Here is a 14,401-nt window from a genome sequence, read left to right on the forward strand (position 1 = left end):
ATAATCGCTTTACATAAATTTCAGAGTAATTACGCCAACTTTGCGAGTGTTTTCAGCACTGCCTCGCCCATTTCCTCAGTGCTCACAGCTTTAACACCATCTGTAGCAATGTCGGCAGTGCGCAACCCGCTTTCTAAAACTTTACTGACGGCCAGCTCAATTAGTGCAGCATCCTCTAGTCTCTTTAATGAATAGCGAAGCAACATTGCCAGCGAAAGAATTTGCGCTAGAGGATTAGCGATATTTTTCCCTGCAATATCGGGAGCACTACCATGAATAGGTTCGTAAAGTGCAGCTCTCTTACCATTCTCATTCACACTCCCCAATGTGGCAGAAGGCAACATACCAAGCGACCCCGTTAACATAGACGCTAGGTCAGATAAGAGATCACCAAAGAGATTACCGGTGACAATCACATCAAATTGACGTGGCGCCCGTACAAGCTGCATGGCACAATTATCGGCCAGCATGTGGGATAATTCCACATCTTTATAGTCACGCTGATGAAGGTCAGTGACAACTTCTTTCCAAAGAAGGCCGCTTTCCATTACGTTGCACTTCTCTACTGAACAGACACGCCCCTGACGCAGACGAGCAAGCTCAAATGCAACACGAGCAACACGCTCAATTTCAGAAGTAGTATAAACTTCTGTATTAATACCAACACGTGACCCGTCAGGAAGTGTTTTGATTCCCCTGGGCTCACCAAAATAAATACCACCGACAGTTTCGCGCACGATCATCAGATCAAGCCCGCGAACAACGTCAGGCTTTAAAGCTGAAGCCGAAAGAAGAGGGTCAAAAAGCTGCGCCGGACGTAAGTTTGCATAAAGATTAAGGTCTTTACGCAACTTTAAAATAGCAACTTCTGGACGACGGTCAAAAGGTACATCTTTCCATTTAGGATCGCCTACTGACCCAAAAAGAACCGCATCAACTTCTTTTGCTTTTGCAATGACTTCATCACGAATAGGGTGATTATGAACGGCTAGAGAGGCTCCACCAACAAGCTCTTCTTCCATCTCTAATTTTAAGCCGCGAGTGTCCCTCAGCCAGTTTAGGATTTTTACAGCCTGGGCCATGATTTCAGGCCCGATACCATCACCCGGTAAAAGAAGTAATTTATGAGCCATTATTCAGCACCTTCTTTTAATGTTGATGGAACCCACTGGCGCTCTGAGCGTTTTTCAAACTGAGCAATATCTTTTTCAAAATGTAAGGTTTGCGAAACGTCATCAGCACCATCTAGCAAGAGCTGACGGCGAAAAGGGTCAACCTCAAAATGAATAATTTGCCCATCAGGACGAATAATTTCCTGACGTTCCAAATCAATTGTAAAGCGTGCATTTGCCCCTGCCTGGGCATCTTCCATCAATGTTTCACATATTTCACGAGGAAGACGAATAGGCAGAATGCCGTTTTTGAAACAGTTATTATGGAAAATATCAGCAAAACTCGGCGCTATGACACATTTTATGCCAAAATCAAGCAGTGCCCATGGCGCATGCTCACGCGAAGAACCACAACCCAGATTATCAAGTGTTATAAGAATACCAGCATTGCGATAGGCTGGTTTATTCAACACAAAATCAGGATTTTCAGCACCATTTTCATCATAACGCTGAGCGGCAAAAAGATGCTCACCTAAACCTGTACGCTGCGTTGTTTTTAAAAAGCGAGCCGGAATGAGCTGATCAGTATCAATATTTTCCTGCGGTAGCGGCGCTGCAACAGATGTCAAAGTAGTAAATTTTTCCATTACACACCCTCCTGCATAATGTCACGCGCATCACATAGGCACCCTTTTATAGCAGCTGCGGCTGCCATCATTGGTGAACATAAATGGGTGCGCCCATTTGGACCCTGACGTCCCTCAAAATTACGATTTGAGGTTGAAGCAGATCTTTGAAATGGCTTTAATTTATCAGGATTCATGCCTAGGCACATTGAACATCCTGCTTCACGCCACTCAAAACCAGCATCAATAAATATCTTATCAAGGCCTTCTTCTTCAGCCATTTTACGGACGTTGCCCGAACCGGGAACAACCATAGCCCTGACATTTTCTGCAACTTTATGACCACGCACAATCTGAGCTGCTGAACGCAAGTCCTCAATACGGCTATTAGTGCAGGAACCAATAAAGACCACATCAATGGGGGTACCAGCTATAGCCTGGCCGGCTTCAAGACCCATGTAACTTAAGGCACGACGAGTACGCTCAGCCTTCGCAGGATCGGCAAACTCTTCAGGTCTCGGCACTTTTCCGGTAATGGGCAGCACATCTTCAGGGCTTGTGCCCCACGTTACAGATGGCTCAATGCTGGCAGCGTCTAACGTGATTTCTGTATCAAAAACAGCATTTTCATCACTGGCAAGTGTCTTCCAATAGGCAACAGCCTGTTCAAAAGATTCACCTTTAGGAGCAAAAGGACGACCTTTAACATATGCAAATGTCGTTTCATCAGGGGCAATCATACCAGCACGAGCACCGGCTTCAATAGACATATTACATAATGTCATACGCCCAGCCATATCAAGCGAGCGCACTGCTGAGCCCGTATATTCTATAACGTGACCAGTACCACCTGCTGTGCCTAATTTACCGATAATAGCCAGCATAATATCTTTAGCTGTAACGCCAGGCCCTACTTCTCCTTCAACGCAAACGCGCATATTTTTAGCACGTTTTTGCTGAAGTGTTTGCGTGGCCAAAACGTGCTCTACCTCTGAAGTACCAATCCCAAAGGCCAGAGACCCCAAAGCACCATGAGTAGATGTATGGCTATCACCACATACGATAGTCATACCAGGAAGGCAGACGCCCTGCTCTGGTCCTACAACATGAATAATACCCTGATCAGCTGAGTTTAGTGCAAAATATGGAACGCCAAAGGCTTTGACATTTTTTTCAAGTGTTTCAATTTGAAAGCGACTCTGAGGGTCTTCAATGGGTAAAGACCGATCAGATGTTGGCACATTATGATCAGCTACAGCCATTGTCGCATCAGGCCGCCGTACTTTGCGGCCTGCGGCCCGCAACCCTTCAAAGGCTTGCGGGCTTGTCACCTCATGAAGGAGGTGTCGGTCAATATAGAGGAGGCATGTTCCGTCATCGAGGGTTTTGACAACGTGATCATCCCAAACTTTATCATAAAGAGTTCGGGGGAATGACGGATTATGCATTCTCAAATATCTCCCAAATTAAGAAGCAGAGGCTTCTGCACCTTTATTAACATCGCGAGGACGTTCTGCAATACGAGCAGATTTACCAGAGCGACCACGCAGGTAATATAATTTCGCACGACGGACTTTACCGCGACGAACAACTTCGATGCCGGCAATGGCTGGTGAGTAAAGTGGGAAAACGCGCTCTACACCCTCACCGTTAGAAATTTTACGCACAGTAAAATTACTGTTTAAACCACGGTTTGAACGAGCAATTACGACACCTTCAAACACCTGCACACGCTCACGCGTACCTTCCACCACGCGCACACCAACGCGTAATGTATCACCAGCAGCAAAGTCTGGCACGCTACGAAGAGCAGAAAGGCGCTCTATCTCACGCGCTTCAAATTGTTGTACAATATTCATTAAGCTTACTCCTACAACTCACTCAATATAATGGCTGCTGCTGATACGCCGCCCATAAGTCTGGACGACGCTCACGCGTAACAGCCTCTGATTTTTCTTGGCGCCACTGAGCTATGTCACCGTGATGCCCAGTTAGCAAAACCGATGGAACTGGCCGCCCCTCCCACTCTGCTGGTCTTGTATATTGGGGATATTCCAATAATCCACCAGAGAAACTTTCATCTTCTCCGCTTAAGGATGACCCCATAACTCCCGGAAGAAGGCGTATGCACCCATCCATCAAAGCCAGAGCAGGAATTTCTCCTCCTGAAAGTACAAAATCTCCAAGACATAATTGCTGAACATTATGCTTTTCAAGCACACGTTCATCGACACCCTCAAAGCGCCCGCATAAAATGACCATCCCTGGACCTTGTGCAAACCGTGCAATATCTTTTTGCTCTGCACGTTTTCCTCTTGGCGTAGGATATATAATAGGCCGTTTCGCTTTGTCTTTTGCTGTAACATCTAATAAAGCCCGGTCCAGTACATCTGGACGCATCACCATACCAGCGCCACCACCAAAAGGCGTGTCATCCAAGGCGCGATGTTTTCCAAGCCCATAAGGCCGTAGATCATGCGCTTTAAATGACCAAAGTCCCTCCCTTAAGGCCCGCCCCGCTAGGGAAAAGCCCAATGGTCCCGGAAAAATTTCCGGAAAGAGACTTAATATATCAGCCTGCCACGTCACGCCCTGATTTTAACCTCGCCATCAAGATCGCCCTCAACTTCAACCTCATCAGGAAGGATTATAACAACTTCCTTTTTTTCAAGGTCGATTGTCGGAACGCAAGCACGCGTAAAGGGATAATGAAGCCAGAATCAAGCTCTAAGCTAGTTCCTGCTCCATAGTCATGGACAATTGTAACAGTCCCGAGAGAGTCTCCTTTGGGAGAAAGCGCTTTTAAACCAATCAGATCGATATGATAAAAATCTTCTTCCTCGGTAACTGGAAGAGATGATCTCAATATGTAAAGCCGTTTATTAACGAACTTTTCTGCCATAGTGCGATCTGAAAGAGCTTGCCCCTGTCCGTCGGTTAAAGCGGCTATATTTGGAGATACCCATTTTACGTGCCATTTCTGCCCTTGATCATCAAAAAGATGATCCAATTCCTCAAGCAATGAAGGTGTTTCCGTAAGAGAATGAAGGCGTACGAGTCCTTTCACTCCATGCGGACGTCCTATTGTTGCTATATGGATCTTCTGGTCAGAAGCAGAACGCGTCAAAGAAAATCTCCTAAAACAACGTTACTTAAGCTGAAGCGGCTTCAGCAGCTGCAGCTGCGCGTTCTTGAGCTTTTTTCTTTGGTGCAGATTTCTTTGGCTGCTCATTATAAGCAAATTTAGGGGCAATCCCTGCATGACCTAGGAAACGTGCAACACGATCAGTTGCCTGAGCGCCTTGTGAAAGCCAGTGCTTAATACGCTCATCATTTAGCTTAACACGCTCAGCATGATCGGAAGGAAGCATAGGGTTATAAGCCCCTACTTTCTCGATAAAGCGACCATCACGTGGGCTACGGCTGTCAGCAACAACGATATGGTAGTAAGGGCGCTTTTTAGCACCGGCGCGTGACAGTCGAATCTTTAGGCTCATAAAAACTCCTATTTACAAAAAACTTTAATAATGTGTGACTAAAGCCAGTTTCTAATGAAAAGACGAAGGCCCCTTTTGAGAGCCAAGCCCTTTCATCAGATTACCTAGTCCGCCAGCACCACCCGCGCCGCGCATTAAACCTGATAAGCCCATCTTGCTTACACGCTTCATCATGGTGGACATTTCATCAAACTGCTTCAACAGCCTGTTTACTTCTGGGACAGTCGTCCCCGAACCGGCTGCTATACGCTTTTTACGCGAGGCTTTAATAATACCTGGCGTTTTGCGTTCTTGTCGGGTCATAGAAGAGATAATTGCTTTGTGACGGTTAAAGATCGACGTATCAATATCTTTACCCTCAAGCTTCTCTTTTATTTTCCCCATTCCAGGCAACATGCCGAGAATACCTGATATAGAACCAAGTTTATTGATCTGATTGATTTGAGACACATAATCATCCAGATCAAATTTTCCGGCGAGCATTTTCTTCGCAACGCGTTCGCCTTCTTCTTGGTCTAACTGCTCTGAGGCTTTTTCAACCAAACCGGCAATATCACCAAGGCCTAATATGCGCCCAGCTACACGCTCAGGATGGAATTCTTCCAAAGCATCCAGCTTTTCACCAGAACCTGTAAATTTAATAGGCGCGCCTGTTACTGCCTTCATGGAAAGAGCCGCACCACCACGTGCATCACCATCCATACGACTCATAACAACACCAGATATACCGATCTGGTCCTTAAAGGCCTGGGCTGTATTTACCGCATCCTGCCCTGTCATGGCATCAACAACCAGCAATGTTTCTGCCGGTCTGGAAACATCACGGACCTCACGCACCTCATTCATGAGGGCTTCATCGATAGCCAAACGGCCTGCTGTATCTAAAATAACAACATCAAAGCCCTCACGACGAGCTGCCTCTAAAGCTCGCTGTGCAATCTCAACAGGTTGTTGCCCGGCTATTATAGGTAAAGAAGCAACGCGCCCTTCTGTCAAAAGAGCTGCCTGCTGAGCCAATTGCTGAAGCTGAAGCTGCGCTGCAGGGCGCTGGACGTCCAAACTGGCGAGCAGAATTTTTTTACGCTCACGTCCTGCCAGCCTTAAAGCGAGCTTACCGGCTGTTGTTGTTTTACCAGCCCCCTGCAACCCTACCATCAATAAAGGGACGGGAGCAGAAGCAGCCATATTGAGAGGGGCTACGCCAGCCCCGCCCAAAGATTCGATCAGCGCGTCATTAACGATCTTAGCAACAGCTTGACCAGGAGACACACCTTCAAGAATTTTTTCACCGACAGCTTTTTCTTTTACTTTAGCAACAAAAGAGCGCACTACAGGCAAGGCAACATCTGCTTCAAGCATAGCTAAGCGCACTTCACGCATAGCTTCCGAAACATCTGCTTCAGAGAGCTTCCCACCACGTGAGAGACCCTCGAAAACACGTGACATTCTGCTGGAGAGTTGCTCGAACATGAATTAACCCTTACCCCATGACAAACGCGCCACTGCGCGAACCCTCGCGGAGTGACGTGTCCGAAAACTAGATATGAGCAATAATGATAGAAAAGTTTTTGGTCAAGTGTTAATTATCACTTGACGTGGTGCTCATTTTGGGGTTTATGCAGTTCCACTCCTTGAGAGCAGGAGAGGTGGCCGAGTGGTTTAAGGCAGCGGTCTTGAAAACCGCCATACGTTAATAGCGTATCGTGGGTTCGAATCCCACCCTCTCCGCCAAGGCGGATTCTTAAATAATCATAATGCTAAGAAACCGAGCTTAGCACTGATATTCATCAATATAACTATTGCCTCTTGAATTGTTGCAACAAGCCAATTGATATCTGTAATTTTTTTCTTGGACAATTTTTCATCTTCATCCCAAGGTTTAGACCAGAACCTGAAATAAATAATATTAGTATGGCCGGAATTCACCAAGTATTCTTATAGTAATTTTTGTGTAATAACCCTGCCTTGAATCATCAGTAATCATATTCAGGACTGACTGAAATAATGTGCCTGATCTTTAGGTATTATGCTTAGAACGTATTAGCCAATATAAGCAGCAGGATTCTAAACAAACTTAAGATAAGTATCGCTAAAATTAAATTTTAAATCGTTTTGTTAGACTTGCAATAATATCTCATATTCAAAATAATCCATTCTCCCATAAATTGGCTAGTCTGTGTTACGACCTGCCAATATTGGATAGCCTATGCCTTTTAATAAGTTATAAAGTGCATTAAAATTGTAGTTTCATTGCGAATAATTAAATTTATATTTCAATAAAAGAATTCTTTATAATTTACTGCTTAGTTTTTTTAGTGGCGCTCATATGAAGTTAACCAGGTCAAATACTTTCTCACATCAAAAGAATTATATATGACTTGCCGCTATTGCATAGTTTATTTCTTATATATTGATAATCTTCGTTTAGAGTAATATATAATCTTACAAAACTATTTTGCAATTTTTCTATACAGAAAGTAGGGTTATAAATGCATAGTGTGCATAATTAATATTTGCAAAAAATCGTAAAAATTTAACTTAAATCCATTTTATTATTACCATTATACATAAAATGCAGTTCAAATTTCAAAAAAAGAAAAATCTGAACTGCATTTTATAAAGATGGTATAAAAATATTTAAATCTTAACTCAGCTTATTTTTTAACTCCGCACGTACACGCTCTACCCACTCAGAAATGTCTTCACCACTACTAAAGCGATTGTCAATCAACCCATTAACCATAAAGGTTGGAGAAACATGAATCCCGTTTTGGCGTGCAAATTTTGCATAACGCTTCAAGGAAGCTGTCACGTCTTGAGATTTAAAGGCTTCTTGTAAAGATAGGCCACTATATTGTTCTACACGGCGAACAATATCGTTTGGTGTTGCCTCCATATTTGGCCCCGAGGCATGATCTTTAAACTCAAATTCCTCGCGATGCTGTCCTATAATCTCTAGTACATGCCACGCTTTGTTTTTACCATCAGGTAACGTTGCCGCTGCTAAAATAGAACGCATGATAACGGGCGAAAATAAGTGCCAAGGCTGAGAATGAAGATGCAGCTCGACCATGACATTGCTTTCGCCAACTTCAGAAAGAAATGGCTTAATTTTGCCAAGCGTTCGGACGCAAAAAGGGCATGTAGGCTCAATAAATATATCAAGTTTAAGAGGGCCTGTGCCCCATATTAAAGACACAGGTTTAGTCGCTCTATTTGCCATGACATTTCTCCTTTTCTCTTAGAAAAGATAAAACGCCTTTTACAAACTGTCACGCAGAGTTTAGCGAGAAAATTTTCTCTGCCTGTTATGAGACATAGTTTTTTTTGGCTGTTTAGTAGAGCCATTCCCTTTTGGCCGACGTCCCCCAGAAGATCCTCTTGTATTTCGTCGTCCACCTCCCAAAACTGGGGGGCGCTGAGTCGAAAGTCGAGCTTCTTCTGAGTGATAAGGATGGTCTGTAATAGCAGGAACATCTTTACCAATACGATTTTCGATGTCTTTCAACCATGCTCTCTGCTCGGCATCACACAAAGAAATGGCCCAACCATCACGCCCTGCACGAGCTGTACGGCCAATACGATGAACATATGACTCTGGCACATTGGGCAAATCATAGTTAAAGACGTGAGAAACATCGTCAACGTCAATTCCGCGTGCAGCAATATCTGTTGCTACAAGAACACGCACGTTACCATCCCTAAAGCCGCCCATGGCACGTTCACGAGCACCCTGTGACTTATTCCCATGAATAGCCGCTGCACTAATTCCATTATCATTAAGATAATCAGCGACTTTATTAGCCTCGTGCTTCATGAGTGTAAAAACTACAGCACGTTCAACTTTATCATTATCAACCAGCATTAAAAGAGCAGGTTTTTTCTGCTCTGCTTTTACAAAAAGCACAGCCTGCCGAATACGATCTACCGTGCTAGATTCGGGTGTTACTTGAACAAGAGCAGGATCATTGAGCAGAGAATGTGCCAACTCCGAAATAGAATTGGGCATTGTTGCCGAGAAAAGCAGCGTTTGACGCTTTGCTGGAAGTTTAGCAATCACTTTTCGAATGTCGTGGATAAAACCCATATCCAACATACGATCAGCTTCATCCAACACTACAAATTCCGGTGTAGAAAGATCAATATAGCCCTGAGATACTAAATCCAGTAAACGCCCAGGAGCAGCTACCAGCACATCAACCCCCCGCTTCATGGCTTCTACCTGGCGATTTTGACCTACACCACCAAAGATAACGGCATGACGGAAATTCATATAGCGGGCATAAGCAGAGAAACTTGCATCTATTTGTGCAGCAAGTTCCCGCGTAGGCGCAAGAACGAGCGCGCGCATACCTTTAGGGGAAGGCCGTTTAGGATTTGATAAAATATGGTGCAAAATTGGCAGGGCAAAAGCCGCTGTTTTACCTGTTCCGGTTTGTGCCAATCCTAACAAGTCACGCTTCTTTAGAAGGTGCGGAATTGATTCTTCCTGAATAGGGGTGGGCTGCGTATAGCCCTCATCAATAAGGGCCTTCAAAATAGGTTCTGCGAGACCGAGTTCCGCAAAATTGGCCATATTATCTCCTTTGTAAGCGTTACCTGATCACGAAACCTAACGACGAGAAAGTTAAATAGTACTCAAGCAGTACTATTTACTTGGCATGCCTTAACACGGAACACAAGAGTAAGTGAGGGATTTTTTAACGTTTGTCACTTTTGCATAAAAAAGGGCTAAGTGAGTTTTAATCTGTCACTATAAATATGTCTGCTAAACTCAAAATAATTTAATTTCGCGATTTTATTTAAAAACAAGTACCAAAATTTATATCTGGGACGAGATTAATTTTGCCAATCTCACATAGATGACCAGCTCATCAATTTTAGGTAAATTAATATTTTTTTAAACTTTTGTAAAATTAAAACTACTCTTAAGGCACAATTATACCTTGCAGTGGTAATTATCGCCCTTATTGCAACATTCTCTGTTCTTTAAACCACGATTTTATTACAGTATCTCACCATATAGTTTTAGCGACATATTGCCCTATATATCGCTTTATATGCGTTTTTTAAAAAGCTCTAGGCTTTTCTTAAAAGAAACAGTGCTTGTTCACCAAAGAGATTGGCCAAACGAATTGAGCGATGCCACGGTAATGAGCAGCCATCTTCTTTTACAGCGAGCCATTTTTCAACTTTATAATTTTCAGCTTCACACAAGGCCATAAAATCATAAATTGTGCATGGGTGAATATTGGGCGTTATATACCAGGGTGTATTCCATACTGGTGTCATTGGCATACGACCTGTATGTAATAACTGCCATCTTAAGCGCCAGTGACCAAAATTGGGAAAAGAAACGACGGCGTATCGTCCAATTCTTAAAAGTTGTTTTAAAACCTCTCTTGGTTTTTCGACTGCCTGTAATGTGCGCTGCAAAACAACGTAGTCAAAAGTATGGGCCGGATAATCTGCAAGGTCATGATCTGCATCACCTTGGATTACAGGTAAACCATGAGCAACAGATTGTGTCACAGAGCGCATATCAATTTCTATGCCCTGGGCTTCACAGCCCTTATGGTTGAACAGATAGTCAATAAGATGTCCATCACCACTTCCAACATCCAAAACCCGGCTGCCATGAGGGATCATATCGGCTATAAGTTGTTGATCAACCCGCATGATAAGTCTCTTTCAGCCCTGCATGAGCAGCTGCACCTCTGAGGAATCCCCTCATTGTACGGTCAAAGTCTGGTTCTTCCAACAAAAATGCATCATGACCACGATCTGTTTCAATTTCTACAAAAGAAACATTGGCTCCGGCACGATTAAGAGCACGTACAAGCTGGCGAGATTGCATGGTTGAAAAAAGCCAATCAGAACTAAAAGAAATTACGCAAAATCTTGTAGAAGACCAACGAAATATCTCGGCAAGATCAGCATTATGATCGGCTGCAAGATCAAAATAATCCATGGCCCGGGAAATTGTTAGATATGAATTAGCATCAAAACGCTTTACAAAGCTTGAACCCTGATGCCTTAAATAGCTTTCAACTTCAAACATGCCGTCAAATAATAACGGCAAATCATTTTCTTTTGCAGGGACCGAATTTTGCCTCATGCGGCGCCCAAACTTACGAGTCAAAGCCTCTTCAGATAAATAAGTAATATGAGCCATCATACGTGCCACCCCTAAGCCACGAGCTGGCAGTGTGTTATGAACCCTATATTTACCGCCATGCCATTCAGGATCGGCAAAAATAGCCTGGCGACTGACTTCATTAAAAGCGATATTCTGAGCAGATTGATAAGGTGCGGTCGCTATAGGCATCGCGGCAAAAACACGTTCGGGATAATTTGCTGCCCAAGAAAGAACTTGCATCCCTCCCATAGAACCACCAATCACAGCAAATAAACGTTTAATATTAAAGTGGTCTATGAGTTTAGCCTGAGCAGCCGTAATATCGTGCATAGTAATTGCCGGAAAATCATTATCCCATGGCTGACCGGTCTCTCTACATATGGAAAGTGAACCGGTAGACCCCATGCACCCCCCTAAAACATTACTACAAATGACAAAAAAACGATTTGTATCAATGGGAAGTCCAGGCCCTACCATTCTAGCCCACCACCCTGGTTTATTGGTTATAGGGTGTGGATCAGCAACATATTGGTCACCTGTGAGCGCATGACAAATTAAAATGGCATTATCACGATCAGGCGAAAGAGTACCGTATGTTTGATAAGCAATATCAAGCGGCGCTAACATTTGCCCACATTGAAGTTCTAATCCCTCTTCGTGGGTATAAATCTGATGGCTCAAACGAGTTACCTCTTTCTCTCGGCTCAGTAATTACCTTTCATTTCTAAATAAGATTACTTTATTGGCAAGAGCTTTCATTCTGCTGCATATAACATTGTGTTTGCACTTTGCTCAGAAACATCCATTTTGAACACAATATTTTGACCACTATAAATTTCTTTTTTATTTTGTAACCAAAGACCTTTAAGCGCTAAAATGGCACTTAAATTTTCTAAAATTACATTTTCATAAGATCGAACCAGAAATTGATTATTAGCTAGCTGTATATGTCGCAGAATTGTAATAAAATTTATTTCCAAGTCATTACAGTAACAACAACTAGGATCATTAAAACTATCAATAGTAATATTCTTAGATAATTTTATTAGTTCTAAGGCTTCAGGACCCAAAAAAGAGACCATGGAAGATTGTGATTTAACCGTCATATTGGGCGTATAAAATAAGTGCCTTAAACACCACAGAGCCATCCGCTCTTCAAATGTCAGCCGAAAATAATCAAATCTTTCGTTTAAATGAATAATCTTCATAAGGAATCACCCTATCTTTGATGATCCTCTACTCTAAATGAGAACAACTCTCATTTGCAACATATTAAATGTGTTTTAGAAAAGGAAGGATGAGCTTTAAACCTCTATCCTTCCTTGAAAATTACAAATTAGGCGCGGGAAAATATTATATCTTGTGGAAGGCGTGATTTTGGCAGTTTTGCATTAAAGTCACCTTCGGCATGATAGCCAAGTGTAACGATTACGCAAGGTGTCAAACCCTTGGCTTTCAAATCAAATTCTTGAGAAAGAATATCAACATCAAAGCCCTCAATCGGCGTAGCATCTACCCCTAATAGACCTGCCGACAGTAGTAAAAAACCCAAAGCAAGATAAACTTGTTTTTGGTTCCAGACAGCTATGTCATGTTCTTTTTCGTGCAAAGATAAAAAGGCTTGCCGCCCTTGCTTTGCCCTATTAACTGCCTCTTCATTTGGTAAGCGGCCGTCTTTTTTTTCTTGATCTAATAAGGACTGAAAATAATCTTCAGATAAATTATTCCGTGCGCAAAGTACTATGGAATGAGAAGCTTCAATTATTTTTCCATGATTAAACTGGTACATATTGCTAGTTGATCTAGCAATTCTCTTTTTGCCTTTTTCGTCATCAGCGACAATGAAATGCCAAGGCTGATTATTTAAAGATGACGGGCTTAATTGCAAAGATTGTAAAAGTTTTGCCACAATGTCAGGCGGCAATGATTTATTTACGTCATAAGACTTGGCAGAGTAACGAGATTGTAAGGTATTTTGTAACGTCATAGATCACTCATTTAGGCAATTGGTTATAATTAAAACTAACAGGAAAAATGTTTTAAAGAGAAGTCTTTAAAAAAGAGCAACAGAGCGCCATGGTGATCTTGAGATAAGCAGCTTTAATGCAAACAATAAATTTAGGGACTTATTTTTCTAAAAAGGATCAGAGCTTTAGAGGCGCGTTGACCTCGAAAATGGAACGTAACTATATAATGAAACGGTAGTAAGGAAATTATTTTTTTAATTACAATCCCAACCCGGAGATATAATTTTAGTGATATGTGCTATGGGAGGTATTGTGTAATTTTTATATTTTTATACGGAAGTATTTTATTGGAAGTATATATAGATTGATAATAAGAGAGAGAGTAACAGATCATATAGATATGAGATAGGAATCTGTCAGAGCTATTGGATGCGGGGGTAGGATTTGAACCTACGACCTTCAGGTTATGAGCCTGACGAGCTACCGGGCTGCTCCACCCCGCGGGGGTGGGTAAAGAGTTGGGTGAGCGAGGGGACCTGGCGGCGACCGACTTTTCCGCACCTTAAGGTGCAGTATCATAGGCGCTAAGGGTTTTTACGGCCGAGTTCGGGATGGGATCGGGTCTAATCCCCTTGCCATAGCCACCAGGTCTTCCCGCTCACCCTAACAAAGTTAGGTCTGAGGAGAAGTTGTTAGTGTGTTTTTGAGTAAAAGATGACTGTGCATGTGTTTTGATGTGTGAGAGATATGAGCGATTAGGATCAGTTAGCTCAGCATGTTACCACACTTACACACCTGACCTATCAACGTCCTGGTCTTGGACGGCTCTATGAGACCTTGTTTTAAGGCTGGTTTCCCGCTTAGATGCTTTCAGCGGTTATCCATTCCGAACTTAGCTACCCGGCTGTGCCACTGGCGTGACAACCGGTGCACCAGAGGTTCGTTCATCCCGGTCCTCTCGTACTAGGGACAAATCCTCTCAAGTCTCTTACACCCACGGCAGATAGGGACCGAACTGTCTCACGACGTTCTAAACCCAGCTCACGTACCACTTTAATCG

14 protein-coding genes, 2 tRNA genes and 2 rRNA genes (1 of these 18 only partly in view) are annotated in these 14,401 nt (G+C 43.0%); 1 reads left to right on the plus strand and 17 read right to left on the minus strand.

Going from position 1 to position 14,401, the window contains the following annotated elements; translation table 11 throughout:
- Window positions 1-29: 29 nt before the first annotated feature.
- Genes leuB through ffh form a run of 8 tightly spaced genes read right to left on the minus strand, consistent with a single transcriptional unit; the run spans window position 30 to window position 6,705 of the window.
- Window positions 30-1,133, minus strand: a complete 1,104-nt coding sequence (leuB, locus tag GT348_RS05470; protein WP_160618850.1) for a 3-isopropylmalate dehydrogenase — start codon at window positions 1,131-1,133, stop codon at window positions 30-32.
- A complete protein-coding gene (gene leuD / locus GT348_RS05475) occupies window positions 1,133-1,759 on the minus strand; it encodes a 3-isopropylmalate dehydratase small subunit (RefSeq protein WP_160618851.1) in 627 nt (208 codons plus the stop codon). The genes leuB and leuD overlap by 1 nt, the downstream gene beginning before the upstream one ends.
- Window positions 1,759-3,186: a 3-isopropylmalate dehydratase large subunit gene (gene leuC, locus GT348_RS05480; RefSeq protein WP_160618852.1), complete on the minus strand. Its 1,428-nt coding sequence runs from the start codon at window positions 3,184-3,186 to the stop codon at window positions 1,759-1,761. The genes leuD and leuC overlap by 1 nt, the downstream gene beginning before the upstream one ends.
- An 18-nt stretch (window positions 3,187-3,204) precedes the next feature.
- Window positions 3,205-3,597, minus strand: coding sequence for a 50S ribosomal protein L19 (gene rplS, locus GT348_RS05485; RefSeq protein ID WP_160618853.1), 393 nt, complete (start codon window positions 3,595-3,597; stop codon window positions 3,205-3,207).
- 22 nt (window positions 3,598-3,619) lie between these two features.
- Window positions 3,620-4,327, minus strand: a complete 708-nt coding sequence (trmD, locus tag GT348_RS05490; RefSeq protein ID WP_160618854.1) for a tRNA (guanosine(37)-N1)-methyltransferase TrmD — start codon at window positions 4,325-4,327, stop codon at window positions 3,620-3,622.
- Between the two features lie 58 nt (window positions 4,328-4,385).
- Window positions 4,386-4,865 (minus strand): ribosome maturation factor RimM, encoded by a 480-nt coding sequence (gene rimM, locus GT348_RS05495; RefSeq protein WP_236646429.1) that lies wholly within the window; start codon window positions 4,863-4,865, stop codon window positions 4,386-4,388.
- Between the two features lie 25 nt (window positions 4,866-4,890).
- Window positions 4,891-5,235: a 30S ribosomal protein S16 gene (gene rpsP, locus GT348_RS05500; protein ID WP_160618855.1), complete on the minus strand. Its 345-nt coding sequence runs from the start codon at window positions 5,233-5,235 to the stop codon at window positions 4,891-4,893.
- A gap of 51 nt (window positions 5,236-5,286) precedes the next feature.
- A complete protein-coding gene (ffh, locus tag GT348_RS05505; RefSeq protein WP_160618856.1) occupies window positions 5,287-6,705 on the minus strand; it encodes a signal recognition particle protein in 1,419 nt (472 codons plus the stop codon).
- A gap of 170 nt (window positions 6,706-6,875) precedes the next feature.
- Between ffh and GT348_RS05510 the strand changes: the two genes are divergently transcribed.
- A tRNA-Ser gene (locus GT348_RS05510) sits at window positions 6,876-6,966 on the plus strand.
- Between the two features lie 913 nt (window positions 6,967-7,879).
- Here the strand turns inward: GT348_RS05510 and GT348_RS05515 are convergent.
- The 9 genes from GT348_RS05515 to GT348_RS05555 form a co-directional block, all read right to left on the minus strand.
- Window positions 7,880-8,458 carry a DsbA family protein gene (locus GT348_RS05515; protein ID WP_160618857.1) on the minus strand — a complete coding sequence of 193 codons (579 nt, stop codon included), beginning with the start codon at window positions 8,456-8,458 and terminating at the stop codon, window positions 7,880-7,882.
- A 60-nt stretch (window positions 8,459-8,518) separates the two neighbouring features.
- Window positions 8,519-9,811 carry a DEAD/DEAH box helicase gene (locus GT348_RS05520; RefSeq protein ID WP_160618858.1) on the minus strand — a complete coding sequence of 431 codons (1,293 nt, stop codon included), beginning with the start codon at window positions 9,809-9,811 and terminating at the stop codon, window positions 8,519-8,521.
- A gap of 503 nt (window positions 9,812-10,314) precedes the next feature.
- A complete protein-coding gene (gene metW / locus GT348_RS05525) occupies window positions 10,315-10,914 on the minus strand; it encodes a methionine biosynthesis protein MetW (RefSeq protein ID WP_160618859.1) in 600 nt (199 codons plus the stop codon).
- Window positions 10,904-12,082, minus strand: coding sequence for a homoserine O-acetyltransferase MetX (gene metX, locus GT348_RS05530; RefSeq protein WP_160619458.1), 1,179 nt, complete (start codon window positions 12,080-12,082; stop codon window positions 10,904-10,906). Before metX ends, metW begins: the two co-directional genes overlap by 11 nt.
- Before the next feature lie 47 nt (window positions 12,083-12,129).
- Window positions 12,130-12,582 carry a hypothetical protein gene (locus GT348_RS05535; RefSeq protein WP_160618860.1) on the minus strand — a complete coding sequence of 151 codons (453 nt, stop codon included), beginning with the start codon at window positions 12,580-12,582 and terminating at the stop codon, window positions 12,130-12,132.
- 128 nt (window positions 12,583-12,710) lie between these two features.
- A complete protein-coding gene (nfsB, locus tag GT348_RS05540; protein WP_160618861.1) occupies window positions 12,711-13,361 on the minus strand; it encodes an oxygen-insensitive NAD(P)H nitroreductase in 651 nt (216 codons plus the stop codon).
- A 406-nt stretch (window positions 13,362-13,767) separates the two neighbouring features.
- Window positions 13,768-13,844, minus strand: a tRNA-Met gene (locus GT348_RS05545).
- A gap of 31 nt (window positions 13,845-13,875) precedes the next feature.
- Window positions 13,876-13,990: ribosomal RNA gene (gene rrf / locus GT348_RS05550) — 5S ribosomal RNA — on the minus strand.
- An 85-nt stretch (window positions 13,991-14,075) separates the two neighbouring features.
- A 23S ribosomal RNA gene (locus GT348_RS05555) occupies window positions 14,076-14,401 on the minus strand (it continues 2,416 nt past the right edge of the window).

Source organism: Aristophania vespae (assembly GCF_009906835.1).
GTDB lineage: Bacteria > Pseudomonadota > Alphaproteobacteria > Acetobacterales > Acetobacteraceae > Aristophania > Aristophania vespae.